25 protein-coding genes are annotated in these 24,305 nt (G+C 64.4%); 11 read left to right on the top strand and 14 right to left on the bottom strand.

Annotated features, from left to right (window positions below; genetic code table 11):
* Positions 1 to 32 precede the first annotated feature (32 nt).
* From AC5FRW_RS07290 to AC5FRW_RS07270, 5 genes are read right to left on the bottom strand one after another with little or no spacing between them, the layout of a single operon-like run.
* Positions 33 to 743, bottom strand: coding sequence for an ABC transporter ATP-binding protein (locus AC5FRW_RS07290; protein WP_493567776.1), 711 nt, complete (start codon positions 741 to 743; stop codon positions 33 to 35).
* A complete protein-coding gene (locus tag AC5FRW_RS07285; protein ID WP_493567775.1) occupies positions 740 to 1,558 on the bottom strand; it encodes an ABC transporter ATP-binding protein in 819 nt (272 codons plus the stop codon). The genes AC5FRW_RS07290 and AC5FRW_RS07285 overlap by 4 nt, the downstream gene beginning before the upstream one ends.
* A complete protein-coding gene (locus AC5FRW_RS07280; protein ID WP_493567774.1) occupies positions 1,551 to 2,777 on the bottom strand; it encodes a branched-chain amino acid ABC transporter permease in 1,227 nt (408 codons plus the stop codon). Before AC5FRW_RS07280 ends, AC5FRW_RS07285 begins: the two co-directional genes overlap by 8 nt.
* Before the next feature lies 1 nt (position 2,778).
* Positions 2,779 to 3,738, bottom strand: a complete 960-nt coding sequence (locus tag AC5FRW_RS07275; protein WP_493567773.1) for a branched-chain amino acid ABC transporter permease — start codon at positions 3,736 to 3,738, stop codon at positions 2,779 to 2,781.
* Between the two features lie 9 nt (positions 3,739 to 3,747).
* The gene (locus AC5FRW_RS07270) at positions 3,748 to 5,091 is read right to left on the bottom strand and encodes an ABC transporter substrate-binding protein (RefSeq protein WP_493567772.1); all 1,344 of its coding nucleotides are present in this window, start codon (positions 5,089 to 5,091) and stop codon (positions 3,748 to 3,750) included.
* A gap of 172 nt (positions 5,092 to 5,263) precedes the next feature.
* Here AC5FRW_RS07270 and AC5FRW_RS07265 point away from each other — a divergent pair, with 172 nt between their 5' ends.
* A complete protein-coding gene (locus AC5FRW_RS07265; RefSeq protein WP_493567771.1) occupies positions 5,264 to 6,091 on the top strand; it encodes a proline dehydrogenase family protein in 828 nt (275 codons plus the stop codon).
* On the opposite strand, the gene AC5FRW_RS07260 is transcribed toward AC5FRW_RS07265, so the two are convergent.
* On the bottom strand, positions 6,068 to 6,826 hold the full coding sequence (locus AC5FRW_RS07260) for a helix-turn-helix domain-containing protein (protein WP_493567770.1): 759 nt from the start codon (positions 6,824 to 6,826) through the stop codon (positions 6,068 to 6,070). The genes AC5FRW_RS07265 and AC5FRW_RS07260 overlap by 24 nt on opposite strands.
* Before the next feature lie 172 nt (positions 6,827 to 6,998).
* Between AC5FRW_RS07260 and AC5FRW_RS07255 the strand changes: the two genes are divergently transcribed.
* Positions 6,999 to 8,522, top strand: coding sequence for an aldehyde dehydrogenase family protein (locus tag AC5FRW_RS07255; RefSeq protein ID WP_493567769.1), 1,524 nt, complete (start codon positions 6,999 to 7,001; stop codon positions 8,520 to 8,522).
* Between the two features lie 153 nt (positions 8,523 to 8,675).
* Positions 8,676 to 9,110, top strand: a complete 435-nt coding sequence (locus AC5FRW_RS07250; RefSeq protein ID WP_493567768.1) for a universal stress protein — start codon at positions 8,676 to 8,678, stop codon at positions 9,108 to 9,110.
* Positions 9,111 to 9,207: 97 nt separating this feature from the next.
* Here the strand turns inward: AC5FRW_RS07250 and AC5FRW_RS07245 are convergent, their stop codons facing one another.
* Positions 9,208 to 10,191, bottom strand: coding sequence for a BadF/BadG/BcrA/BcrD ATPase family protein (locus AC5FRW_RS07245; RefSeq protein ID WP_493567767.1), 984 nt, complete (start codon positions 10,189 to 10,191; stop codon positions 9,208 to 9,210).
* Positions 10,192 to 10,340: 149 nt separating this feature from the next.
* Positions 10,341 to 11,114, bottom strand: a complete 774-nt coding sequence (locus AC5FRW_RS07240) for a fumarylacetoacetate hydrolase family protein (protein ID WP_493567766.1) — start codon at positions 11,112 to 11,114, stop codon at positions 10,341 to 10,343.
* Positions 11,115 to 11,276: 162 nt separating this feature from the next.
* Here AC5FRW_RS07240 and AC5FRW_RS07235 point away from each other — a divergent pair, with 162 nt between their 5' ends.
* The 3 genes from AC5FRW_RS07235 to surE all read left to right on the top strand — a co-directional run bounded on the left by AC5FRW_RS07235 (position 11,277) and on the right by surE (position 14,544).
* Positions 11,277 to 12,008, top strand: a complete 732-nt coding sequence (locus tag AC5FRW_RS07235; protein ID WP_493567765.1) for an NAD(P)-binding domain-containing protein — start codon at positions 11,277 to 11,279, stop codon at positions 12,006 to 12,008.
* Positions 12,005 to 13,414: a small ribosomal subunit Rsm22 family protein gene (locus tag AC5FRW_RS07230; RefSeq protein WP_493567764.1), complete on the top strand. Its 1,410-nt coding sequence runs from the start codon at positions 12,005 to 12,007 to the stop codon at positions 13,412 to 13,414. Before AC5FRW_RS07235 ends, AC5FRW_RS07230 begins: the two co-directional genes overlap by 4 nt.
* Before the next feature lie 335 nt (positions 13,415 to 13,749).
* Positions 13,750 to 14,544: a 5'/3'-nucleotidase SurE gene (gene surE / locus AC5FRW_RS07225; RefSeq protein WP_493567763.1), complete on the top strand. Its 795-nt coding sequence runs from the start codon at positions 13,750 to 13,752 to the stop codon at positions 14,542 to 14,544.
* Between the two features lie 97 nt (positions 14,545 to 14,641).
* Here surE and AC5FRW_RS07220 read toward each other — a convergent pair whose 3' ends face one another.
* Positions 14,642 to 15,745 carry a CNNM domain-containing protein gene (locus AC5FRW_RS07220; RefSeq protein WP_493567762.1) on the bottom strand — a complete coding sequence of 368 codons (1,104 nt, stop codon included), beginning with the start codon at positions 15,743 to 15,745 and terminating at the stop codon, positions 14,642 to 14,644.
* Between the two features lie 100 nt (positions 15,746 to 15,845).
* Here AC5FRW_RS07220 and AC5FRW_RS07215 point away from each other — a divergent pair, with 100 nt between their 5' ends.
* Positions 15,846 to 16,751: a DMT family transporter gene (locus AC5FRW_RS07215; RefSeq protein ID WP_493567761.1), complete on the top strand. Its 906-nt coding sequence runs from the start codon at positions 15,846 to 15,848 to the stop codon at positions 16,749 to 16,751.
* Between the two features lie 33 nt (positions 16,752 to 16,784).
* Here the strand turns inward: AC5FRW_RS07215 and AC5FRW_RS07210 are convergent, their stop codons facing one another.
* Together AC5FRW_RS07210 and AC5FRW_RS07205 are read right to left on the bottom strand one after the other, a co-directional pair.
* A complete protein-coding gene (locus AC5FRW_RS07210) occupies positions 16,785 to 17,072 on the bottom strand; it encodes a chorismate mutase (protein WP_493567760.1) in 288 nt (95 codons plus the stop codon).
* Positions 17,069 to 17,947, bottom strand: a complete 879-nt coding sequence (locus tag AC5FRW_RS07205) for a shikimate kinase (RefSeq protein WP_493567759.1) — start codon at positions 17,945 to 17,947, stop codon at positions 17,069 to 17,071. The genes AC5FRW_RS07210 and AC5FRW_RS07205 overlap by 4 nt, the downstream gene beginning before the upstream one ends.
* A 111-nt stretch (positions 17,948 to 18,058) precedes the next feature.
* Between AC5FRW_RS07205 and AC5FRW_RS07200 the strand changes: the two genes are divergently transcribed.
* On the top strand, positions 18,059 to 18,487 hold the full coding sequence (locus tag AC5FRW_RS07200) for a DUF5796 family protein (RefSeq protein ID WP_493567758.1): 429 nt from the start codon (positions 18,059 to 18,061) through the stop codon (positions 18,485 to 18,487).
* A gap of 19 nt (positions 18,488 to 18,506) precedes the next feature.
* Here AC5FRW_RS07200 and AC5FRW_RS07195 read toward each other — a convergent pair whose 3' ends face one another.
* Positions 18,507 to 18,641 (bottom strand): DUF7128 family protein, encoded by a 135-nt coding sequence (locus AC5FRW_RS07195; protein WP_493567757.1) that lies wholly within the window; start codon positions 18,639 to 18,641, stop codon positions 18,507 to 18,509.
* A 98-nt stretch (positions 18,642 to 18,739) separates the two neighbouring features.
* Between AC5FRW_RS07195 and AC5FRW_RS07190 the strand changes: the two genes are divergently transcribed.
* Both AC5FRW_RS07190 and AC5FRW_RS07185 read left to right on the top strand, forming a co-directional pair.
* A complete protein-coding gene (locus AC5FRW_RS07190; RefSeq protein ID WP_493567756.1) occupies positions 18,740 to 20,851 on the top strand; it encodes a CDC48 family AAA ATPase in 2,112 nt (703 codons plus the stop codon).
* Between the two features lie 34 nt (positions 20,852 to 20,885).
* Positions 20,886 to 22,415 carry an aldehyde dehydrogenase family protein gene (locus AC5FRW_RS07185; protein ID WP_493567755.1) on the top strand — a complete coding sequence of 510 codons (1,530 nt, stop codon included), beginning with the start codon at positions 20,886 to 20,888 and terminating at the stop codon, positions 22,413 to 22,415.
* A gap of 9 nt (positions 22,416 to 22,424) precedes the next feature.
* Here AC5FRW_RS07185 and AC5FRW_RS07180 read toward each other — a convergent pair whose 3' ends face one another.
* Complete coding sequence (locus AC5FRW_RS07180) at positions 22,425 to 22,964, bottom strand: DUF4188 domain-containing protein (RefSeq protein WP_493567754.1); 540 nt, start codon at positions 22,962 to 22,964, stop codon at positions 22,425 to 22,427.
* Positions 22,965 to 23,102: 138 nt separating this feature from the next.
* Here AC5FRW_RS07180 and AC5FRW_RS07175 point away from each other — a divergent pair, with 138 nt between their 5' ends.
* Positions 23,103 to 23,753, top strand: a complete 651-nt coding sequence (locus AC5FRW_RS07175) for a helix-turn-helix domain-containing protein (protein WP_493567753.1) — start codon at positions 23,103 to 23,105, stop codon at positions 23,751 to 23,753.
* 55 nt (positions 23,754 to 23,808) lie between these two features.
* On the opposite strand, the gene AC5FRW_RS07170 is transcribed toward AC5FRW_RS07175, so the two are convergent.
* On the bottom strand, positions 23,809 to 24,207 hold the full coding sequence (locus AC5FRW_RS07170) for a hypothetical protein (protein ID WP_493567752.1): 399 nt from the start codon (positions 24,205 to 24,207) through the stop codon (positions 23,809 to 23,811).
* Between the last annotated feature and the right edge of the window lie 98 nt (positions 24,208 to 24,305).

Below are 24,305 nucleotides of genomic sequence, written 5' to 3'. Positions count from 1 at the left end.
ACGGGGCGACTGGCCGCCCCGGAAGCGGTGTCTTACCCGCCGAGGTAGAGTTGCGAGACTTCCTCGTTGTCGAGGAGGCTCTCGGCCTCGTCTTCGAACCGAACAGTCCCCTGATCGAGGACGTACCCACGGTCGGAGATGCCCAGTCCCTTCGTGGCGTTTTGCTCGACCATCAGGATGGCCGTGTCGAGTTCGTTGACGGACTGGACGTGGCCGAACACGTCGTCGGCAGTGTTCGGAGCGAGTCCGGCGGATGGTTCGTCGATCAGGAGTACGTCCGGTTCCATCACGAGCGCACGGGCGAAGGCAAGCACCTGCCGCTGACCGCCGGACAGCGTCTTCGCGTTGGCGGATCGCTTCTCGTCTAGTAGCGGGAAGCGGTCGTAGAGGTCGTCGATCACCGATTCGAGACCGTCCTTCCTCGCGACGCCACCCATCCGCAGGTTCTCCTCGATGGTCAGCGTCCCGAACACGTTGTCGGTCTGCGGGACGTATCCGATCCCTTCGCGGACGATGTCCTCGGGTGCCATCCCGCCAATATCGCGGTCGTGGTACAGGACGCTCCCGGTCCACGGTGAGATCATTCCGAACACCGTGTTCAACACGGTCGATTTTCCGGCCCCGTTGGGACCGATGAGACAGACGATCTCACCTTCGTCGAGGTGCAGTGTACAGTCGTCCAGCACTTGCACGTCGCCGTACCCACTGTCGACGTGTGACAGTTCGAGGACGGTCTCGCTCATGTGCCACCTCCCAGATACGCGTCGATGACGCGCGAATCTGTCTGGACTCGTTGCGGTGGGCCTTCCATGAGGACGTTCCCACGGTCCAGCACGACCACGGGGTCCGCGAGCTTCATCACGAACTCCATGTCGTGCTCGATGAGCAGGAACGTCGTCCCCTGTTCGTTCAGCCGCCGAATCTGCTCGGCAAGCTTGTTTCGAAGGGTCGGATTGACACCGGCCGCGGGTTCGTCGAGCAAGAGTATCTCGGGTTCGGCCAGCATCGCGCGAGCCAGTTCGACTAGCTTCATCTGCCCGCCCGAGATTTTCGTCGCCGGCTGTGTCGCGAGGTGATCGATCTCGAACTCTTCGAGGATGCGCTCTGCCTCGGCGAGGTTCCTCGACTCGGCAGACTCGACAGCCCCCGGCCGTGCAAAGAGGTTCACGAACGACTCGCCCGGCTGTTGTCGCGGGCCGATGAGCATCGCTTCCCGCACCGTCATCCCTTCCAGCTTTCGCGGCGTCTGGAACGTACGGATGAGACCGTGATCTGCGACCTCATACGGCTCCATCCCGGTCACGTCCGTCCCGTTGACTTCGACGGTCCCGCCGTCCGGTTCGTAGAAGCCCGAGATCAGATTGAACAGCGTGGACTTGCCCGCTCCGTTCGGGCCGATCAGCCCTGTGATCGTGCCACGCTCGACCTCGAAGGTGGCGTGATCGGTCGCCGTCAGCGCGCCGAAGGACTTCTGCAGGTCGTCGACGCGGAGAACGGTGTCTCCGTTCGACTCTGTCACCTCGGTCTCTGTCGTCTCTCTCGTGTCTGTCTCACTCACGGTTCTCACCTCCGCTGGTCTGATTGACGCCCGAGTCTGGCTGTGTCGGGACTTCGTCGACCGACTTCGGCCAGATGAGTTCCCGCTGTGGCGGCAACACGCCTTCCGGCCGGAACCGCATGAGGAGGACGATCAGGACGCCGATCAACAGGAATCGCAGCGGCGCAACGTCCACCGGAATCCAGGCGAACTCGTTGAGGAAGCGTGTCCCCTCGCGGATCGCGACGATGACGAAGCCACCGAACAGGGCACCGCGGTTCGAGCCACTGCCGCCGAGAATCACGGCGACCCACACGTAGAAGGTCGTGACCGGGTCCAGATCGCCGGGTCCGATGTAGAGATTCAGGTGGGCGTAGAACACACCGGCAAGCGCCATGATCACGCTGCCCAGCACGAACGCCTGCATCTTGTAGGAGAACGTGTTCTTCCCGAGCGCCCGGGCGAGGTCCTCGTCGGACCGAATCGTCCGAAGCACACGTCCCCACGGCGAGCGGTGAGCGCGCCGGAGCACGAGGTACGTGACCGTGAGGAACACCAGCACGAGACCGACGTTCAACAACGCGGTCCAGAACGGCGTTTCGAGGACGATCGGGGACCCCGGAACGATCCTGATGACGAGTCCCGGCATCGCGTCCGGGAACGTCGCGAGCAGCGGCCACCCCTCGAAGAACGACGGGATGCCGCGCACGCCGGAACTGCCGTTGGTCAGCCAGCGTTCGTTGAGCACTACTAGCCGAACGACCTCTGCGAGTCCCAGCGAGGCGATCGCGAGGTAGTCCGCCCGAAGCCGGAGCGTTGGGATTCCGATGAGGAGTGCCAGCAGGGCCGCGACGACGAGCGCCACGACGAGGCCGGTCACCGGATTGAGAATGAGACCGGCGGGTAGATCGAAGCCGAGTAGCGTGAGCGATTCGATGTCGTCGGCGATCGGTGATGTCGTCGCACTCATGAGCGCCGTCCCGTACGCACCGAGACCGAAGAACGCGGCGACGCTGAAATTGATGAGTCCCGAATACCCCCACTGCGTGTTCAGCCCGAGCGACAACAGCGCGTACATCGCTGCCAGACCGAACAGGTAGAGGAAGTACGTCGGTGCGAGTCCGCCGGTCACCAGTCCCAGCACCAGCAGTCCGATGAACCCGGCACCGATGCCGATGACGACCTGTTCCGGTCGCGTGCGGTCCGACCAGTAGGTCTTCGGGTCCGTCACGACGCTCATTTCAGGTCGCCTCCCCGGCGATCCCGTTCGGTCGGAGGAGCAACACAGCCACCATGATCACGAACGCGATGGCGTTGGCGTACTCGATGCCGATGGGGATGCCGAACTCTTCGGTGATGAAGGGGATGACCTCGACGAACGGGATCAGCGTTCCGAGGTCCGAGAGGACCGGTGTGAGCTGATTGATCATCCCGATGAGGAGCCCGCCGGCCATCGCGCCGTACACCGATCCGATGCCGCCGAGGATGACGGCGGCGAAGATGATCAGCAGGAGATTGAACCCCATTCTTGGCGAAAGCTGATTGTAGAGACCGAGGAACACGCCGCCGGCACCGGCGAGACCGGCACCGATGAGCCACGTCCAGAGTCTGACTCTGTCCGTTCGAATCCCGCTGACGCGAGCGAGTTCCGGATTGTCCGCCATTGCCCGCATCTTGCGGCCGAGGTCGCTGTACTGGAGCAAGATGTGAAGCCCGACGACGAGGATCGTCGCCGAGACGACGATACCAACGTCGTGGAGCGTGATTCGAACTCCGTAGGGGATGAGCCACTCGATTGGACGGAGCGGCTGGATGCCGTATCGGGTGAAATCGGCACCGAACCCCATCTGGATGATCGCGCGGTAGATGAACGCGATCCCGATCGAGGTGATCAGTAGTTCGATCGACCCCACGTCCATTCGTTCGTAGACGACCTTCTCTGTCAAGATGGCGACCGCTGCCGCCATCACGATTCCAACGATCAACGCGACGAAAAAGCCCAGTGGTAATCCGAGCACCCCACCTCCGATAGCGCCGACGAACCCGAAGGTGACGAACGCCGAGTACGCCCCGACTGTCATCGTATCGCCGTGCGCGAAGTTCGCGAAGTCGGCGATGCTGTAGACGAGCGACAGCCCGATGCTGCCCAGCACGATTATGCTGCTGAAGACGATCCCACTGGCGATGTAGTCGAGCACCATTGGTCGTGATCAGGATTCGATGAAGCCAGTGCCGACGTAGTCGTGGTTCTCGACGGTCAGGATCTGGAGGAATCCAACGGGGTCACCGTCCTCGTTGAAATCGATCGGGCCGCTGACGCCCTGATAGTCGATATCGGATGCGCCACCGCCGTCTGCGAGGATCTGGCTTGCAGCCTCGTACGTCGTCACCTGCTCTCCTTCGGGACGAGTGACCTCACGGACGGTTTCCTGTAACGCGGCACCGGTGAACTCGTCTGCGGCCTGGATCGAGAGTGCAGCAGTCACTGCACAGTCGTAGGCGTAGGCGGACCACGCCGTCGGTTGCTCGCCGTACTCCGATTCGAACCGGTCGGCGAAGTCCTGATAGTTCTCTTCCTCGACGGGCGCCGACGGCACGACGATCTTCATGCCGTCGATACTCCCTTCGGGCGTGTTTTCGAGCACGTTGTCGCCGGAGACGGAGTCCGCGCCGTACATCATCGCCTCGTATCCGCTCGAATAGACCTCGTTTGCCATCGTCGCAAACTCCGCCTGATACGTGATGAACAGCCACGCGTCGGCATCCGCGCTGTTCATCTCCGAAATGATGCCGGAGTACGACTGCTGCTCCTGATCGTGAGGATTGTTGTACGCGATCTCACCGTCCCACGCCTCGACGAACGCGTCGGTGAGGCTCTGTCCGTAGTCGTTGTTGACGTACGTGACTGCGACGCTGTCGTGGCCGTCCTCGGCGATGATGTCGGCAAGTGCAAGCGACTGGGTTCGGCCCGTCGGGGACATACGGAGCAGTCCCGGGAAGTCAGTCAGGTTCAGGCCGGTGGAGTTTTGACTGAGCTGGACGACATCCGTTCCCTGAACGACGCTCTCGTAGATCGCGAGCGAGACGCCCGACCCAACGGAGCCGATGAGGAACGGAACGCCGTCCTGATTCACGAGTTTCTGGGCCGCTGCGACGCCACCCTGATTCTCGCTCTCGGAGTCCTCGACGGTGATCGCCAGTTCGCGCCCGTCGATGCCCACGTCGTTGATCCGCTCCAGCGCGAGGTCTTTCCCACGCTGATTGCGTTCACCGAACGCCGAGAGCGAACCGGTCAGTGAATCGACCATCCCGATGGTGTAGGGACCGTCGCCGCTCCCGCCGTCGTCTCCGTCCGACCCTTCCGTACTCTCGCTGCTGTCGTCGCCGTCACCGCTTGTACTGCCGTCACTGTCGCCGTCACCGCTACTGCCACCGTCGCCACCGTCACTGTCGTCCGTCGTGCCAACACAGCCTGCCAGTCCGAGGAGTCCGACCAGCCCGGACGATTTGATGAGTGTTCGACGGTCGATCTCGCGCTTGGTATCTTCTGTCATGATGACTTGCTGTTTCTGCTCTCTCTATCGGCCTCAATAGCGGCCCTACCATGGGCGGGATTGCTCGTCAGTCGACGTGTTGGCCGCTGAAAGTGGGTATTTTGACCAATGAAACGTGGTGAAACATTTGGTCGGGTTCCGTTATACGTGACTCTGGTGTCTTTTTCGACTAATGTTACCGCCGATCGCCAGCAACTTCGTCGCGGGGGAGACACCTTCTGCGGCGATGGATCACGTCGAGGAACTCAACGCTCGGGGCGTCCACGGAATCTTGAACCTGCTCGGCGAGCACTACGAGAACCGACCCGACGCCGACGCAGACGCCGACGCGTACGTCGACCTCGCCGCTGGGATCGCGGCGCGGGACCTCGACACCTGTATCTCCGTGAAACCGAGCCAGATCGGTCTCGGTATCAGTGACGCTGTCTTCGAAGAGAACCTCGCTCGCATCGTCGATGCAGCCGAGTGCTTCGTCTGGATCGACATGGAGGACCACGAGACGACGGACGTAACTCTCGATGCGTTCGAACGTCACGCACGCGAGACGGACGGGCGCGTGGGTGTCTGCGTGCAGGCGAATCTCAAGCGGACCCGCGACGACCTCGAACGCCTCGCCGCGCTGCCGGGAAAAGTCAGACTCGTCAAGGGCGCGTACGACGAACCCGCAGCCATCGCCTACCGCGAGAAGGCCCGTGTCGACGAGGCGTATCGCGACAACCTCGAATTCATGTTCCGCGAATTCGACGACGGCGTCGCGGTCGGCAGTCACGATCCGGCGATGATTTCGCTCGCGCGTGACCTGCACGAGGAGTTCGGCACGCCGTTCGAAGTACAGATGCTCACCGGCGTCCGGGAGCGCGCGCAGTTCGAACTCGCCGACGAGATCGAGGTCTACCAGTACATCCCCTACGGGAGCAAGTGGTTCTCCTACTTCTACCGGCGAATCAGAGAACGGAAGTCCAACGCGCTGTTTGCGTTACGGGCCGTCGTCGGTCGGTAGGTTCGTCTGTGGCTCGGGGTTCAGGAGTTTCGCCTCTGCCTTTCGCAGGTGCTCTAACATCGTGGTCTTCGAGACGCCGAGATCGTCGGCTAGCTCTCGGGTCGACGCCTCGCGGGGCCACTCGTAGTATCCCGCCTCCCGAGCGTGCTCGAACACCTGTCGTTGTGAGGTCGTCAGCGAGTCGAGACGGCGACTGCGTTCCGACCCGTTGCCGGTGTCTGCCGACGTGATCGCGGCGACCTCGACCTCGGCACCGGCCTGTTCGCGGACGCCGTCGAGCGCGTCGTCGATCTCCGAACGCTCGCCCGCGAAACAGACCTGCCACTCCTCTTTGCCGTGCTCGATCCGAACCGGTGCGCTGTGGATGAAGCCGTTTTCGAGTAGCGTCGGACACACCATGTCGTTGGGGTCGTACTCCAGGAAGAACTCTCGGATGAAACTGCCCGGCGCGTTTCGCTGACGACCGAACCGTTCTTGCAGTTCCTTGAGATCACCAACGTGTTCGGAGGACCCGATGGTATCGAGCAATTGCTCGACCTCTGCTTCACTGTCGCCGAAGGCGGTAAAGAGACCGTTGACCGTGTCCGGTCCCTCACCGACAGCCTGCGGCGAGTTGTAGATCGCGTGTGCGAGGACACCACCGCTCGTCCGCTCAGTTGCCTCGATCGCCCAGCAGTTCGGATGCCACAGATCGAGGGTCAGGCGGGTCCCCGTTATCTCGTCGGCGAAGCTCATATCAGTACTACCACGTGCACAGATATGCGTCTGTCGTCGGTACGATTGTTGGCCCGACCATGGTCGGGGTACTTTTCAATCGACGTACGGACTGGGCTGATCTGGACCAGCAAGCGGGCACCCGTCCATGGTCGGACGTGTCTATTGGCAATCGTGGGTTGTACAACGAGCAATGCCAGCTTCCCACCAGCAGTACATCGACGGCGAATGGGTCTCCGGCGACGGGACAGAGACGTTCACGAGCGAGAATCCCGCGACAGGAGCGGTCATCGGCGAGTTCCCTCGTGGGACACCGGCGGACGTGGAACGTGCGATCGACGCCGCCGACGAGGCCTTCGACGAGTGGCGATCGCTCTCACGAATCGACCGGGCGGAGTACCTCTGGGACGTGTACCACCAGCTCAAAGAGCGGACCGACGAGTTCGGCGAGATCGTCACCCGCGAGTGCGGCAAGGAAATCTCCGAGGGTCGAGCCGACGTTGTCGAGGCCGCGCACATGGTCGAGTGGGCCGCAGGCGACGCACGCCACCCCAGCGGCGACATCGTCCCCAGCGAAATCGCGTCGAAGGACGCCTACATGCGGCGCAAACCACGCGGGGTCACGGGCTGTATCACACCGTGGAACTTCCCGATCGCGATCCCCTACTGGCACATGGCGGTCGCACTCGTCGAAGGGAACACGGTGGTGTTCAAGCCCGCCGAACAGACGCCCAAGTGTGCCGAGGTCGTCGCGGAACTGTTCGACGAAGCAGGGCTTCCAGACGGCGTGTTCAACATGGTGCATGGCTTCGGCGACGCCGGTAACGCTATCGTCGAATCGGACGACGTCGAGACGGTGCTGTTCACCGGGTCGGCCGAAGTCGGCCACATGATTCAGGAGTCGGTCGCCAAGGAAGCCGGCAAACGGACGGCCTGTGAGATGGGCGGGAAGAACGCCATCGTCGTCACCGAGAACGCCGACCTCGACATCGCCGTCCACTCTGCGGTGATGTCGAGCTTCAAGACGACCGGCCAGCGCTGTGTCTCCTCGGAACGGTTGATCGTCCACACCGACGTGTACGAGGAGTTCAAGCAGCGGTTCACCGAGGTCGCCGCCGACGTGGCCGTCGGTGATCCGCTGCAGGAGGACACGTTCATGGGACCGCTCATCGAGGCCGAACACCGCGAGAAAGTCGCCCGGTACAACGAACTGGCGACCGAGGAAGGCGTCGACGTTCTCGTCGACCGGACCGACCTCGACGACGACGAGATTCCGGACGGCCACGAAGACGGTCACTGGGTCGGCCCGTTCGTCTACGAAGCAGACCCCGACAGCGACCTGCGATGCATCCAGGAGGAAGTGTTCGGTCCCCACGTGGCGCTGCTGGAATACGACGGGGACATCGAGCGCGCCGTCGACATCCAGAACGACACCGACTACGGTCTCGCCGGGGCGATCATCTCCGAGGACTACCGCCAGATCAACTACTACCGCGACCGCGCCGAGGTCGGTCTCGCGTACGGGAATCTCCCCTGTATCGGCGCAGAGGTCCAGTTGCCGTTCGGCGGCGTCAAGAAGTCCGGGAACGGCTACCCCTCCGCGCGTGAGATCATCGAGGCCGTCACGGACCGCACCGCCTGGACGCTCAACAACTCCAAAGACATCCAGCTAGCACAGGGTCTCTCCGCCGACATCAAGACGGGGGGCGACGACTGAACATGACACTCGCGTCCGAACACACACCAGAGAGCGATCGTCCGTGCCCATCCTGCGGCGGGCCTGTCCAGTACCTGACTGGCATCGAGACGTGCACCGAGTGTGGCTGGTTCCCGCCGCAGGGGGCCGACTGATGACCGACAGCATCCGATCATGACAGACGAACCCTACAGTGTCCTCCTCCCGGTCGGGGCCGACGAGGACGAAGCCGTTCGACAGGCCGAGTTCGTGACAGGGTTACCGGCGGCCAACGAAGAGATCAGTGTCTCGATCCTGTTCGTCTTTACCGACGAGTCGTGGCCCAAGCCGGTGCCCGAGGAACTCAAGCAGTTTGACTCGGCCGACAGGGTCACCTCGGTCCGGCGGATCGTCGAACGACTGGACGACGCGGGGATCGAACACGAGATCATCGAGGAGAGCGGTGACGTCACGGAAGACATCGTCGCCGTGGCCGAGGACATCGATGCCGACCTCGTCGTGATGGGCGGTCGAAGACGCTCTCGGGCCGGCAAGATGCTGTTCGGGAGCACGACGCAGTCGGTCCTGTTCGACAGCGACAGACCAGTCGCTATCGTTGGGGCCGAGTGATACGGAATATCGTAGCTCTTTCCCGGATCGACCGCAGGACAGTGTTCGGTCTCCCGGCAAAACGGCGACAATATTCCGTCTGAGCGGGGCGATGGTTCTACACCCCTCGTACTGCCCCGTCGTCGCGCTGTAACTGTCTGCGTGCTGCCGTGTTCTCGCCGGCCACTCGTTCCAGTGCCAACAACACCGCTCCGGCGGCAGGGGACATCGCTGGTTCCCTGACTGTGAACTCGTGGTCCCCGCCAGCGAGCAGTTCACAGACCGCGTCGTGCATTCCCTCACTCCGCAGGACGCCGCCTTCGAGCGCGACGGTCGTCGGACCGCCGTCGAGGTAGCCACTCACTGCACGGATGCCCCGCACGACCTCCCTCGCGGCGGCCTCGCACACGGACTCGGCGAGCGGAACGCCAGTTCGGGCTGCCCGTGTCACGAGCGGTGCGATGCCGTCGAGAGCGTTTTCAGACTCTGCCGTCGAGAGCAGGTCGCCGTCGAGCGCCGCTCGTCGGAGTTGCGCCGTGTCTTCGACGCCCCACTCGCTCAGCACGGCGTCGACGAACGCCCGGTCCTCCTCGGTCGCATCCCCGCTGACCAGCCGATGGACCAGTCTGCGACCGAGGTGTCGTGCTGCCGCTTCGGCGTAGTGGTCGAGGTCGTAGTTCCGAACCAGTCGGCCGTCTCCGTCGATTCCGAGAACGATCGAGCCGGTGCCACAGATGGCGACGATTCCGCGTTCCCCCTCCAGTGCGCCCGCGTGGGCGACGACGGCGTCGTTGACACAGTGTGGGTCACACGGCAGTTCCGGGAGCGTCCCGAACGCGTCGGCCCACTGGCGATCTGATGGGCTGTCGAGACCGGCGAAGCCAGCCGTCAGCGCCGCGACCGACGACACGTCTCGGCCAGCCTCGTCGAGTGCCCGCCGAATCGTCGACTGAACGGCGTCGTGGGCGTCGCGAAGTCGGTTATGGGTCGGGTTCGCGCCGCTGCCGGTCGCAGTCCCAACTATCGCTCCGGACAGATCGGCGACGAGTACGGTGGTCGAGGTGCCACCACCGTCGACGCCGACGACGACCTGTTCACACACTACTTACAGCCGAGAAACGAGTGATAATAAATATGGCCGATTCGGTCGAGACCGACGACTGTCCGTCTCATACGGACGGTTGTAGCGATTTATCGGTGAGCGTCTACCCCGTGCCGACGCTCACCGGTAAGCAACTACAACTTTCCGTATCAGGGGATCCGAACGCTGTGTTCGAGCGTCCCGACGCCTTCGATCTCGATCTCGACGCGGTCACCGTCTTCCAGTGGGCCGACGCCTGCGGGCGTCCCGGTCGCGATCACGTCGCCCGGTTCGAGCGTCATGTAGGCCGTGATCTCCTCGATCAGTTCCGGCACCGAGAAGATGAGGTGGTCGATCGAGGAGGACTGTCTGGTCTCGCCGTTGACGCGGCTCTCGATGGTCGCATCGTCTGGGAGATGTTCCGGCGTCGCGACGAGGGGACCGATGGGACAGGCGTTGTCGAAGGCTTTCCCGCGGACCCAGTTCTGTTCGATCTCCTGGTCGTCTCGGTTCGAGATGTCGTTGACGCAGGTGTAGCCGGCGATCACGTCCTCGGCGTTGCGAGCGGCGACGTTCTTGCACTGCTCGCCGATGACGACGCCCAACTCGGCCTCGAAGTCGATCCGTTCCTTGTCGGGCAGCAGCGTTACCGTCTTGTTGTGGCTGGTGACGGTGTTGGGTGGCTTGAGAAAGAGCAGCGGTCGGTCGGGAACGTCGTTGCCCATCTCGTCTGCGTGCTCGGCGTAGTTGCGGCCGACACAGACGATCTTGGTGGGTTCACAGGGCGGGAGTACGTCGACTTCCTCCGGCGCGAACGACTCGTCGCCGAAGGCGATGCGACCGTAGGGTCCAGCGGCCGCCGTGACGACCGGCTCACCGTCTTCGACGGTCCACCGTCCACCACGGACGTTGCCGGCAGAATCGCGAAATCGAACTCGCTTCATACGGCCGGCAACACGGCCGGTACTGATAAGCGTTTACACGGGGGATTCGGGGACCCTCGGGCGATACGACGCCTGTCTATCTCGGCCTCGTCAGCCGTCGTCTCGGACGGGGTGTCCGATCGATCGAACTGCTTTTGAGCGGCCACGGGCTACCCGAGCGCAATGAGAGTTCTCGTCGTCGGTGCAGGCGCGATGGGCCAGTGGTTCGGGGAGAGCGTCGTGACGGCCGACGACGAGATCGCGTTCGTCGACACCGACGAGGACACGGCAGCGGCGGCGGCCGACCGCGTCGGTGGTCGCGCACTGTCGCCGCCGGTCGAGGAATCGTTCGATCTGGTCTGTGTCGCCGTCCCACTGCCCGCCGCTGGCGCGACCATCCAAGAGTACGCAAGTGTGGCGACCGAGGCGATCTGTGACGTGACCGGGACTATGCGCGGGCCGATCGACGCGATGGAGACACATGCACCCGGGATCGAGCGCACGAGCTTCCATCCCCTCTTCGCACCGGAGAACGCGCCCGGGAACATCGCCGTCGTCACGGACGCCGACGGTCCGATCTCGGCGACGGTTCGCGACCGACTCGCCGACCGGGGCAACGACCTCGTCGAGACGACGCCGGCCGAACACGACGAGGCGATGGAGACCGTGCAGGCGAGTGCCCACACCGCAGTGCTGGCCTTCGCCATGGCCGCAGCCGACGTGCCGGAGGCGTTCCAGACGCCGATCTCCGAGGGCCTGTTCGAGCTCGTCGAGCAGGTGACCGACGGTGAGGCCCGCGTTTACGCCGACATTCAGGCGGCCTTCGACGGTGCCGAGGACGTGGCCGACGCCGCCCGCCGGATCGCCGAGGCCGACGACGAGACGTTTACCGAACTCTACGAGGATCTTCAATGAACGACGAGACACGCGAGGCAGTCCGCTCGAACGCGAAGTACCTGCGACAGGTCCGCCCGATCGATCCCGACGAGATCTGTGACTACATCGAGGGCCAGCCACACCCGGCCGTCGTCACGCAGATCCTGCGCGAGGAGGCGTTCGACCTCGGACTGGTCGAGCGCGAGGACGGCACCTTCGAGCCAATCGAGACGGGACCGGCGACGACCGACTTCCACGGCGTCGACGCCCTTCCCGACGATCACGTTCGCCGTCTCGAAGAGCTGCTGGTCGAGCGCGAGGGACTGGGCTGGACGGAGGGTGAGAGCGGCGGAAAACTCAGAGCGCGCATCCGCGAGATCAAAGAGCGGTATCTCCAGCAGGCCGACGTGACCTACGACGATCTGACGGCGCTTGCTTACGCCGTCTATCATCTCCCCGATTACTACGCCGTCACCCAGTACGTCCTCGCGGACCTGATAGAGGACGGACTGCTCCCGCGACGAGTGCGTGTCCTCGACGTGGGGGCCGGTGTCGGCGGCCCGGCGCTCGGCCTGCTCGACCTGCTCGGTGAGGACGCGCTCGTCGACTACCACGCCGTCGAACCCAGCGCCGCCGCCGACGTACTCGCGGCGATGCTCGACGGCGTCGGATCGAACGTCGAGACGACGATCCACCGGACGACGGCCGAAGCGTTCGATCCCGACGGCCAGTTCGACCTGCTCCTCTTTGCCAACGTCCTGAACGAACTCGACGATCCCGTCGCCGTCGTCGAGCGATATCTCGACGTGCTGGCCGACGACGGCACGGTCGTCGCCACGGAACCGGCCGACCGGAACACCGCCATCGGCCTGCGCGAGATCGAGCGCGCCGTCGCCGACGACGGCCCGGCGACGGTGTACGGTCCGACCGTTCGGCTGTGGCCCCACGAGACGCCGGCCAGCGAGTCGTGGTCGTTCGACGTGCAACCAGACATCGAAGTGCCGCCGTTCCAGCGCCGTCTCGACGAGGACGCGACCGACCCCGACCACGAACCGGGCGAGTTCGTCAACGTCGACGTACAGTACGCCTACTCGATACTCAGAACCGACGGGCAGACCGCCATCGACGCCCGCGGCAACCGCTCGCAGGTCGCCAAGATGGCCGAGGCTGAATCCTACGTCACCGACCGGATCAATCTACTGGGCGTGAAACTCAGCACCGACCTCACCGACGGCGGCAACCCCCTCTTCCTGATCGGCGACGGCAGCCAGCAGACGGACCACTTCGCCGTCCTCACGGAGGCGTCGATCCTCAACGAAGACCTGCGCCGGGCCGACTACGGTGACTTGCTCCTGTTCGAGAACGCGCTTGTCCTCTGGAACGACGACGAGGGCGCGTACAACGTGGTGGTCAATGCAGAGACCGTGGTGGATCGCGTGATTTGAGCGAACCTCGTGAGCGAGAATCACGGGAGGGCGAACGGGGAGCATAGCGACCCGTGAGTCGCGTGGCTGAGCGAACCTCGTGAGCGAGAATCACGGGAGGGCGAACGGGGAGCATAGCGACCCGTGAGTCGCGTGGCTGAGCGAACCTCGTGAGCGAGAATCACGAGAAGGCGAACGGGGAGCATAGCGACCCGTGAGTCGCTCGCGAGCGAAGCGAGCGACGACGCCGGAAAGCGCGAACAGCACGGACGAGCGAACGAGGAGGAACGACCCGTGAGCCGCGAGCGGGCGCCGAGCGCCGGAGTTCTTTTGCCCCTCTCGTCCTGACGAGGTGTATGGACGAGGAGCCGTCGATTCTCCTGACGAACGACGACGGGATCGACAGTGCTGGGTTTCGGGCGCTGTACGACGAACTGACCGATGTCGGCGCGGTGACTGCCGTCGCGCCACACGACGACCAGAGCGCGGTCGGGCGCGCTATCTCACACGAGGTGACGGTCCACGAGCACGAACTCGGGTACGCCGTCGAGGGGACACCGACGGACTGTGTCGTGGCCGGTCTCGAATCGCTTGCCCCGGAGACCGATCTGGTCGTCGCGGGCTGTAACCGCGGCGCGAATCTGGGGGCGTACGTGCTCGGCCGCTCGGGGACGGTAAGTGCCGCGGTCGAGGCGACCTTCTTCGACGTGCCGGCGATGGCCGTCTCGATGTACATCCCGGTGCGTGAGGACACCGCTTTCACGGAGGTCGAAGAGAACTACGACAGCTACGGCGAGGCGACTCGTGCGGCCGCGTTCCTCGCCGACCACGCCATCGAGGCGGGGGTCTTCGAGCAGTGTGACTACCTCAACGTCAACGCGCCAGTCGCCGACTGGGGGCCGGCGGAGATGGCGATCACCGAACCGTCTCGCGTCTATCAGATGGGGGCACAGCGCGAGGGCGGCACGGTGACGCTGCACGACCGTATCTGGGAGCGGATGGCCGACGGCGACATTCCCGACCCCGAGGGGACGGACCGCCGTGCGGTCGTCGATGGCAAAGTCAGCGTCTCGCCGCTGACCGCGCCCCACACGACCGAACACCACGAAGCGCTGGACGGCCTCGCGACGGCGTACGACGGTGTCGAATAGGTCAGTGCACGGCTGATACCGCCGGTGTCCGTCGGGACAGCATGTCGCGACTTCGGGTCGCGACGGTCGTCACACGGTGACGGCTCGGTACGAGCGGTCAGGCCTGTCCGATCTCTTCGTCGATCGGGTCGCGTAGCTCGCCGGCGATGGTCTCGAAGGCGTCCGTCGCGGTCACGAGACCGATCGTGCGTCCGTCCTCGACGACCAGCGCGAGTTCCTGATTGTTGGCCTGAAACGCGTCGATGAGTTCGCTGACGGGGATATCAGGCGAGACGGTCATCGGATCGGCAGCGATTTCGGTGATCGTCGTCTCGCCGGCCGCCAGCGCGTCCCGGTGCTGGAGAATCTGGGGCGTATAGACGATCCCGACCGGGCTGTCGAGGTCGCCCTCGACGACCGGGTAGCGCGTCAGTGGTGTCTGCTCGATCACTGCGAGGGTCGCGTCGGCGTCGTCGGTGGTCGACAGCGGGACGATCTGTTCGCGGTCGACCATGATGTTCTCGGCGTCGATCTGGTCGATCGCGACGGCGTTCATCACCTCGCGTCGACGTTCCTCCGGCAGGCCGCTGTTGGCGAGGGTCGACCCCATCTGGCTGATGAGTTCGCCGCGGGACTGCGGTCGGTCGCCCTCGTCGTCGATCTCCTCTTCTGCCCACGAGCGCGTGATCTCGACGCCCAGCAGGGAGAGGAGCGCTTTCGCCGTCCAGTCTGCCAGTCGGATCACCGGCGAGAGAAGTGTCGTCCACCAGTAGAGGATCGGTGCGCCGTACTTCGCGATGGTCTTGGTCCGCTCGATGCCGAGGTACGTCGGGGCCTGCTCGCCGACGGTGAGGTGCAAGAGATTGATGATCCCCAGTGCGGTGATCGCCGCCAGCGCGGTGTGGCCGCCGCCGTTCCCACCTGCCACACCTTCGAGGCCAGCGGCGACGATCACCGGATCGAGCACCGCGGCGAGGGCTGGCTCTGCGACGACCCCGAGACCGACGCTACAGATCGTGATTCCGAGCTGACAGCCCGAGAGATAGATCTCCAGTCGCTCGGTCATCGTCCAGGCACGTTCGAGCCCCCGAGACCCCTGAAACTCGCGCTCTGAGAACTGCCGGACACGGGTCATCGCGAACTCGATCGTCACGAAGTAGCCGTTGCCAAACAGGAGTGCGAGTCCCGCGATGAGCCGTCCGATCGTGGCTGTCGTCGCCATTTTCTCTTAGAGAGGTCATTCGGGGCCGTGTTAAGACCTGTTCTTTCCCGATTGTCACGACCGCCGGGTGAATTATACGGCTGGTCGTGAATCGACGTGTATGGCGACCCGACGAGATGCCGGACTCTTTCTCTTGCTCTCGGCGCTCTGGGGGACCTCGTTCATGGCGATCAAAGCGGGACTTGCCGACGTTCCGCCGGTCGTGTTCGCGGCACTCCGCTACGATGTTGCGGGTGTCCTCATGCTCGTCTACGCGGTCCTTGCGACCGACGACTGGCGTCCCAGATCGCGGGCTGACTGGCTCGCCGTCCTGATCAGCGGCGTGCTCGTGATCGCCGCGTACAACGCCTTGCTCTTCGTCGGCGAACGGGACGTGACCAGCGCCGTCGCGGCGATCCTCGTCGCGATGAACCCGATTCTGGCGACCGGGTTCTCGCGCGTGTTCTTGCCGTCCGAGCGGTTGACGGCCGTCGGACTGATCGGTCTGGTGATCGGGTTCGTGGGTGTGGGACTCGTCGCTGGCCCGGAGTCCGTGGCGACCACTGCCGGTCTCGTCCCGCCGGTACTGCTCGTGCTCGCGGCCGCGAGCGTCGCACTCGGGAGTGTCCTGCTCCAGCGACTCGACAGCGGGATCGGGACCGAGGGACTCGTCGCGTGGTCGAACGTGATCGGTGCCGTCCTCTTGCACCTGCTGGCCGTCGGCTTGCCCGGTGAGTCGCTTTCGGCGGTCCGGGTGACGACGAGTTCGGTCCTCGCCATCGGCTATCTCGCCGTGTTCGCGAGTGTGATCGGCTACTTCGTTTACTTCCGTCTGCTCGGACGCCTCGGAGCCATCGAGATCAATCTCGTCTCCTACACCGCCCCAGTGTTTGCGGCCGTGTCTGGCTGGCTTGTCCTCGAAGAGACGCTCGCTCCACACACAGTCGTCGGGTTCGTGGTGATCCTGCTTGGGTTCGTGTTGCTAAAACGGGACGCACTGCGGGCCGAGTTCGACGCTTTGCGGTGACTCTCTCTTCGGCCCGATCGGTACCTGTGTCCGTTATCGATTCTCGCGCTGCTCGACCTTGTTCAGTTCGATCAGGAGTCGGAAGATCGCTTTCACGAGGTTGTCGTCCACGTCGAAGCGCTTGGCGTTCTCGCCGGCACGATCCATCACGGCCTGTTCTTGCTCCTCGTCGGTCGTGGGCAGGCCCTTCTCGTCTTTGACCTGTGCGATGGTGTCGGCGACGTAGGTTCGCTGAGCGATCAGTTCGACCAGTTCGCGGTCGATGGTCTGGATCTCTGTGCGCAGTTCGTCGAGCGTCATCTCCTCTGGGTTCGAACTCATAGTGTGTGGGTTCCCTCCGTCTGTGTCGTGGTGAGCCAGGTGCGACCGTCGCGTTCGCGCCAGTACTCCTGTACCTGTTCCAGTGCGGGGCGGGGACCGACGGCCGTGTAGGACGGGCCGGTGCCCGACAGCGAGACGCCGTCGACCTGCCGCATCGCTTCGACCAGCGGTTCGGTGTCGAACTGGAGTGCGGCACAGAACGCGAGTCCGTTGACCGTCATCGCACGCTCGTACTGGCCGTCGAGTGCGAGGTCTTCGACGAGGTCGGCCATCGGTGCGATGTACTCACAGCGCCGTACGTCCGCGTCGGCACTGAACGCCTGTTCCGGGGGCGTGTAGACGAGCACGTCCCAGTCGACTTCCTCGCGGGCGAGGACCTCGTCGCCGTCGTTGTCGGTGACGGTGACGCCGCCCAGCATCGACGCCGAGGCGTCGTCGAACGCTCCTGTCGCGGTGACGCCAACGTCGCGGGCGGCCATGACGCCCAGTCGAGCCATGTCCTCGCGAGTCATCCGATCGATCTTGTCGAGGGCGTCGAGTGTCGCCATGACGGTCGCATTGGCGGCCGCCGAACTGCTCTTGAGTCCGGAGGCCATGGGCACGTCGCTCTCGGTCTGGACGACGGCACCCGTTACCTCGGGTTCGCCGTGGGCGTCGAGCACGTATTCGACGCAGGTCTCGATCAGGCGCGTGTCCGCGTCGGGTGCGCCCTCGATCTCGCCGACGATCTCCTCTTCGTCGTCGTCGACCGCGTCGTCTGTAAACAGGTCGACCGTCGCGTGCGTGTACTCGTCGATGGCGAACGCCGACCCGCGGTGAGTCGCGAGTGCGTTCAGCACTGTCCCGGCCGCTGGGGCCGCAGCCTTCCCCTGCATCGTCTCACAGTCCCGCGCGCCGCTATTTACCTGTGGCGGTCTCGCACACGACAGTCTCCGAGACGCGGTTCGAACGCGGTCCTTTTGCCGGTCGACGGTCAACGTCCGCCAATGAGTGCCCGCAACGACATCGCGCCCGAGACGCTGTCGGTCGAACTGACCGAGGACGGCGTCGTCGTCGAGTACAACGACGGCCGCGAAGTGTTCTACCGCGGCGTCCCGGAGAAAGCCGACGACCGCGTCCTCGCAGCGCCAGCCAAGGACGTCCATGTCCTCGTCACCGATCCGACCGAGACGCAGGGCGTCCTCCTGTACGTCAACGACCTCAACACCCACGACGACATCCTCGACTCCACCGGCGTCGGTCGGATCATCCTCGACAGCGGCGAGGAAGAAGAGGTGTTCCCCGGTGTGACGATCCGTGACACGTCGATGCGCGTAGAAGTCGAGGCCGACCCGGAGACCGCTCGCGGTCGCGTGTTCGTCTTCGTCGAGGACGAACTGGGCGAGCAGAGCTACGAAATCGTCGACGAGGCGTAGTCGAGCGGCTCACTCGGCGTTACTGGATGTACGACGGCTCTTCGGAATCACAGTTCTGTTCGTGCTGGTCCGCGTCGCCTTTGTCGTCGAACATGAGCCCGCAGTGCTCACATTTGAACCAGGTCATCTCGTCGCGCTCTGTCTGGACGACCATGCTAGTGTCGTGCACACCCCTGCAGTATAGATGTTTCTCCGGGAGAGGGCGAGCGGACGGTGGGAACGCTGAAGGCATTCGGTCGACTACGGAGCGACATGAGCGGCCACCCGTCGAACGGGATCGAACTCGACGTTGAAGGGGCGAACAAACGGGACGCAGGGCGTGGGATCGCACGCCTTCCAGAGTCGGCACGGAGTACACTCGGCGTCCTGAGCGGGGACCCCGTCATCGTCGACGGCGATCGGAAGACCGTCGTCAAAGTGTGGCCGGCCGACGAGGACGGCGACTTCGTCCGCATCGACGCCGACACACGGGCCAACGCCGGGGTCAACATCGGCGACACGGTGTCGGTCCGCAACGCCAGCGTCGAGGACGCGACGACGATCACTGTCCAGCCGGCAAAGCCCCTGCCCGGCAGTGAATCCTACGAACACACCGTCAGGGACCGCCTCGTGGACCGACTCGTCCAGCCCGACGAACGGGTCCACGTCGAGGGGCTGGGAACCTTCCTCGTGCGGTCGACGTCCCCGGAGGGGTCGGTCCGCGTCGCCGAGTCGACGCGTGTGACTGTCCTCCCCTACGGTGGCGACGAGGACGAGTCGAGCACGGCGACGAGCCTGAATCAGCCGACGGCGACCGACGAGAGCGATCGGCCCGAAATCGACGTGAGCTACGAGGACATCGGCGGTCTGGATCAGGAACTCGACCAGATCAGAGAGATGATCGAGATGCCCCTCTCGGAGCCAGAGCGGTTCCGTCAGCTGGGTATCGATCCGCCGAGTGGCGTTCTCATGCACGGGCCGCCGGGGACCGGGAAGACCCTGATCGCCCGCGCCGTCGCCAACGAAGTCGACGCGTACTTCGACACCATCTCCGGCCCGGAAGTCGTCTCGAAGTACAAGGGCGAGTCCGAGGAACGACTCAGAGAGGCCTTCGAGCGCGCCGAAGCGAACGCTCCGTCGATCATCTTCATCGACGAGATCGACTCGATTGCCGGCTCGCGCGACGACGACGCCGACATGGAGAATCGGGTGGTCGCACAGCTACTGACGCTGATGGACGGGCTGGAAGACCGCGGCCGGGTGGTCGTGATCGGTGCGACCAACCGCGTGGACACGCTCGACGACGCCCTCCGGCGGGGCGGCCGTTTCGACCGCGAGATCGAGATCGGCGTCCCCGACGAGACGGGACGGCGTGAGATCCTCGATGTCCACACCCGCGAGATGCCCCTGTCCGACGACGTGGACCTCGACGACATCGCGAGCCAGACCCACGGGTTCGTCGGGGCCGATCTGGCGACCCTGACCACCGAAGCGGCGATGACGGCACTTCGCCGCGAGAAGGAAGCCCCCGACGTGACACTCGCCGACTTCGACACGGCGCTGGCCGCCGTCGAGCCATCTGCGATGCGCGAGTACGTCGCCGAGTCGCCCTCGGTCACCTTCGACGATGTCGGTGGGCTGGACGAGGTGAAGGAACGGCTGACCGAAGCCGTCGAGTGGCCGCTGGTGTACGGCCCGCTCTTCTCTGCGACGGACACCGACCCGCCGTCGGGGGTGTTGCTCTATGGCCCACCGGGGACCGGGAAGACGTTGCTGGCGCGGGCTATCGCCGGCGAGAGCGGCGTCAACTTCATCCACGTCAACGGCCCGGAACTGCTGGACCGCTACGTCGGCGAGTCCGAGGAATCGGTGCGAGAAGTGTTCGAGCGCGCTCGTCAGACCGCCCCGAGTATTATCTTCCTCGACGAGATCGACGCCATCGCGGGCCAGCGCGGCGAGACCCACGAGGTGACCGAGCGTGTCGTCTCACAACTGCTCACGGAACTCGACGGGATCACCGAGAACCCCAACCTCGTCGTCCTCGCGGCGACCAACCGCCGCGAGACGCTGGACGACGCGCTCCTTCGACCCGGACGGCTCGAACAGCACATCGAGGTGCCAAACCCTGATCACGCCGCCCGTCACGAGATTCTACGGGTCCACACGGACGGGAAGCCACTCGGCGACGATGTGGATCTCGACGATCTGGCAGGACGGACGGAGGGGTACTCCGGGGCCGAACTCGAAGCGCTCGTCCGTGAGGCGTCGATGCGCGCGATCAGAGCCATCGCCGACGACATCGACCCCGACGACGCCGCCGCGAGCGCCGAGTCGGTCGTGATCGATGCCGAGGACTTCGAGGCCGCGACCGAGAACCTGACGTAGGTTTTTGTCAGTCCGCGCTCGAACTGTCGAACTAATGGCGCGAACAACTGATGGTCCCCGCCGTCACTACGTCGACGGCGAGTGGACCGACGGCAGTGGAACGGACACGTTCGAGAGCGTGAACCCGGCGACGGGTGAGTCGCTGGGATCGTTCCCACGCGGGACCGAGGACGATGTCGGTCGGGCGGTCGCCGCCGCCGAGCGGGCAGCCCCCGAGTGGCGCGCACTGTCCCACATCGACCGCGCAGAACACCTCTGGGAGATCTTCCACGAACTGCGTGACCGCACCGACGAACTCGCCGAGGTCGTCACCAGAGAGTGTGGCAAGGAGATCAGCGAGGGGCGAGCCGACGTGGTCGAAGCCTACCACATGGTCGAGTGGGCCGCGGGCAACGCCCGCCACCCCCACGGCGAGATCGTCCCAAGCGAGATTCCGAGCAAGGACTCGTACATGCGGCGCAAACCCCGCGGTGCCGTTGGCTGTATCACGCCGTGGAACTTCCCGGTCGCCATCCCCTTCTGGCACATGGCGGTCGCGCTCGTCGAGGGCAACACCGTCGTCTGGAAGCCCGCCGAGCAGACGCCGTGGTGTGGCCAGATCGTCGCCGAGATGTTCGACGACGCCGGCATCCCCGACGGCGTCTTCAACATGGTGCAGGGCTACGGCGACGCCGGCAACGCTATCGTCGAGGACGAGCGCGTCGAGACGGTCCTCTTTACTGGCTCTGCCGAAGTCGGCCACAAGGTCGCGGGCAAGATCGGCGGCCAGCCCGGTCGGAGCGCCTGCTGTGAGATGGGCGGCAAGAACGGCATCGTCGTCACCGACACCGCCGATCTGGACATCGCCGTTCACGCGGCGGTGATGTCGAGTTTCAAGACCACCGGCCAGCGCTGTGTCTCGGCCGAACGACTGATCGTCCACGAGGACGTGTACGAGCAGTTCAAGCGCCGATTCGTCGATCTGGCCGAGGACGTGACCGTCGGCGATCCACTCGACGAGGAGACGTTCATGGGACCGGTCGTCGACGAGAGTCAGGTCGAGAAGTTCGGCCGGTACAACCAACTGGCCCGTGACGAGGGTGCGACCGTCCTCGTCGACCGCGAGGAACTGGACCGCGAGGAGATTCCCGACGGTCATCAGGACGGGCACTGGATCGGTCCCTTCGTCTACGAGATCGACTACGACCCCGACCTGCGCTGTCTCACCGAGGAGGTCTTTGGCCCACACGTCGCCCTGATCGAGTACTCCGGCGACATCGAGCGTGCCGTCGAGATACACAACGCGACGCCGTACGGACTGGCCGGCGCGGTGATCGCAGAGGACTACCGCCAGATCAACTACTTCCGGGATCACGCCGATCTGGGGCTGGCCTACGCGAACCTCCCCTGTATCGGCGCGGAGGTCCAGCTACCGTTCGGTGGCGTCAAGATGTCGGGCAGCGGCCCGCCACACGCCCGCGAAGTCATCGAAGCCGTCACCGACCGGACGGCGTGGACGGTCAACAACTCCACAGAGATCGAGATGGCACAGGGTCTGTCTGCGGACATCAAGACTGACGAGTGAGACCGCCGCTCAGCCACTATCGAGCGGGCCGTCGGTGCCGTCACTCCGTTCGAGTCGACCGGCGGCAGTTCGGTGCTGTCCAGTGGCGTCGACGATGCTCGATCCCGAACACGCAGCCAGTCCGTGAGGTGGCATGTTGTTGTACACCGCCTCGAAGTCGTCGGCATCGACGAGGAACGTCTCGTGCCAGATGCCGACAGCGCCGCCGTCGCTTGTTCCGTCGCGATAGTACCGCTGCCACGCCGGGAGATGCCGACTGTCGTCGTCACGTGCGTACTCGCGCAGGTCGTCGAACGACGACCAGTACTGGACGAACCCGACGTTTCTGATCCCGGGACCGACGACGGTCCGACTGCCAAGCAGTCCAGCATCGTCGTCCGCGAGCAGTTCCCGGACGAGCAGTGGCGCGACGAGAAAGACCGGCAGCCAGCGGTGGATCTTCCAGAATGTGTTGATTCGCATCCCGATGTGGAAGACGACGACCGCATCGTCACGCGCTGCAGACACTCGCCTGTCGATCACGTCGTCTGTCGTGTCGTTCGGTGCCATCAGTTTGTTACTGGTCGCGCCCCTCTGTCGATGTTAGCCCAACATGTTGGTCTCACTCGCGACCGTCGACTCGTCACACTCTCGGCTGGAGCTGTCGCACGATTGCCCTGTTCGCTGCCTCGGGGTCGGGTGGGCACAGTGATCCGGGCCACGCTTCGGATCGCGCTGCCAGACGACACGTGGATCAAGACCGTCTCGCAGCAGTTTCCAGACGCGACATTCAAACTCCTCGCGGGCTATCGCGTCGACGACACCGCGGTCGAACTGGGTGAGATCATCGGCCAGTCGCCGGACACTGTCGTCGCTGCGATCCGGTCACAGGACACGATCACGACCTTTGATCGACTGGAAGCAGCCGAGCGGCGCGTCCTCGGCAAGTACGAGACGACGGACACCGATCTCTACGCGTTCGTCGAAAGCTCCGCACTGCCGGTCGAGTTTCCGGTGCACGCTCGGGACGGCTGGTTCGAGTTCGACCTGACCGGTACACGGACCGAACTCGACGCGCTACGGGCGACACTGGAGGACGCCGGACGACCCTACCGATTACAGTCGGTGGTGAGCACGACCGAGTCGGCGACGCTCTTGACTGAACGCCAGCGAGAGGTCGTGGAGACTGCGCTCCGGGCAGGATACTACGAGATTCCCCGCGAGTGTACGCTCACAGAACTCGCGGAGCGACTCGAAATCGACCCGTCGACTGCGAGCACGATCATCCGTCGTGCCGAAGCTACGGTTCTCAGGTGGTTCCTCACCGGGCCGGACGCGAAGGGGACGACCGTTCGGTGACTCTCGCCCGCGACGCTTCCCAGTCGTCGAATATAGCCCATCGTACGGTCGCCTGTCAGAGACGTGGTCCGTTCTGTCCGCGATACCACAGCAGTGTCGCGTAGGCTGAACCGAGGACCACGGACGCGATGAGCGCGAGCAGCACCGCGAACGCGAGGGAACCGACGAGGGGATCGCTGTAGGGGACCATCACGTCCCGTGGTGGTTCGACCGCCCACGGGCTGATGTGGAAGTACGCCAGCATGGCGGTGCTGAACGCGAAAAAGCCCGCCCAGTATCGGTACCCGACGCGATCGGTCACAGTGAGGAGGAGACTCACGGCGAACAGGGGATAGATCGCGAGACTGTACGTGAACGGATTGAGTTCAGGTGTGAGCGGCCAGCCGACGTGGTTCCCGCGGACGATGTGATCGACATGGTGGGCCGCGCCGAGCACGACCGGGGTGGCGATCACGAGGACAAACGCAGGTGTCAGTGTTCGCTAGCGTCCGTCGCTGTCGGACGAGCGGGTCGCGTCGTGTTCCATACGACGATGTTGGCGCGAACACGGTT

This window comes from Halomicrobium sp. HArcht3-1, from assembly GCF_058933345.1.
Note: the sequence above shows the minus strand (reverse complement) of the source record. Positions and strands in the feature narration are given on the sequence as shown.

Excerpts from the sequence above, each read along its gene's own strand:
- AC5FRW_RS07180 (WP_493567754.1), bottom strand. The coding sequence starts at position 22,964 with ATGGCACCGAACGACACGACAGACGACGTGATCGACAGGCGAGTGTCT.
- AC5FRW_RS07190 (WP_493567756.1), top strand. The coding sequence starts at position 18,740 with ATGAGCGGCCACCCGTCGAACGGGATCGAACTCGACGTTGAAGGGGCG.
- AC5FRW_RS07215 (WP_493567761.1), top strand. The coding sequence starts at position 15,846 with ATGGCGACCCGACGAGATGCCGGACTCTTTCTCTTGCTCTCGGCGCTC.
- AC5FRW_RS07275 (WP_493567773.1), bottom strand. The coding sequence starts at position 3,738 with ATGGTGCTCGACTACATCGCCAGTGGGATCGTCTTCAGCAGCATAATC.
- AC5FRW_RS07255 (WP_493567769.1), top strand. The coding sequence starts at position 6,999 with ATGCCAGCTTCCCACCAGCAGTACATCGACGGCGAATGGGTCTCCGGC.
- AC5FRW_RS07290 (WP_493567776.1), bottom strand. The coding sequence starts at position 743 with ATGAGCGAGACCGTCCTCGAACTGTCACACGTCGACAGTGGGTACGGC.
- AC5FRW_RS07235 (WP_493567765.1), top strand. The coding sequence starts at position 11,277 with ATGAGAGTTCTCGTCGTCGGTGCAGGCGCGATGGGCCAGTGGTTCGGG.
- AC5FRW_RS07240 (WP_493567766.1), bottom strand. The coding sequence starts at position 11,114 with ATGAAGCGAGTTCGATTTCGCGATTCTGCCGGCAACGTCCGTGGTGGA.
- surE (WP_493567763.1), top strand. The coding sequence starts at position 13,750 with ATGGACGAGGAGCCGTCGATTCTCCTGACGAACGACGACGGGATCGAC.
- AC5FRW_RS07265 (WP_493567771.1), top strand. The coding sequence starts at position 5,264 with ATGTTACCGCCGATCGCCAGCAACTTCGTCGCGGGGGAGACACCTTCT.
- AC5FRW_RS07195 (WP_493567757.1), bottom strand. The coding sequence starts at position 18,641 with ATGGTCGTCCAGACAGAGCGCGACGAGATGACCTGGTTCAAATGTGAG.
- AC5FRW_RS07205 (WP_493567759.1), bottom strand. The coding sequence starts at position 17,947 with ATGCAGGGGAAGGCTGCGGCCCCAGCGGCCGGGACAGTGCTGAACGCA.
- AC5FRW_RS07270 (WP_493567772.1), bottom strand. The coding sequence starts at position 5,091 with ATGACAGAAGATACCAAGCGCGAGATCGACCGTCGAACACTCATCAAA.
- AC5FRW_RS07185 (WP_493567755.1), top strand. The coding sequence starts at position 20,886 with ATGGCGCGAACAACTGATGGTCCCCGCCGTCACTACGTCGACGGCGAG.
- AC5FRW_RS07200 (WP_493567758.1), top strand. The coding sequence starts at position 18,059 with ATGAGTGCCCGCAACGACATCGCGCCCGAGACGCTGTCGGTCGAACTG.
- AC5FRW_RS07250 (WP_493567768.1), top strand. The coding sequence starts at position 8,676 with ATGACAGACGAACCCTACAGTGTCCTCCTCCCGGTCGGGGCCGACGAG.
- AC5FRW_RS07210 (WP_493567760.1), bottom strand. The coding sequence starts at position 17,072 with ATGAGTTCGAACCCAGAGGAGATGACGCTCGACGAACTGCGCACAGAG.
- AC5FRW_RS07260 (WP_493567770.1), bottom strand. The coding sequence starts at position 6,826 with ATGAGCTTCGCCGACGAGATAACGGGGACCCGCCTGACCCTCGATCTG.
- AC5FRW_RS07230 (WP_493567764.1), top strand. The coding sequence starts at position 12,005 with ATGAACGACGAGACACGCGAGGCAGTCCGCTCGAACGCGAAGTACCTG.
- AC5FRW_RS07220 (WP_493567762.1), bottom strand. The coding sequence starts at position 15,745 with ATGGCGACGACAGCCACGATCGGACGGCTCATCGCGGGACTCGCACTC.
- AC5FRW_RS07280 (WP_493567774.1), bottom strand. The coding sequence starts at position 2,777 with ATGAGCGTCGTGACGGACCCGAAGACCTACTGGTCGGACCGCACGCGA.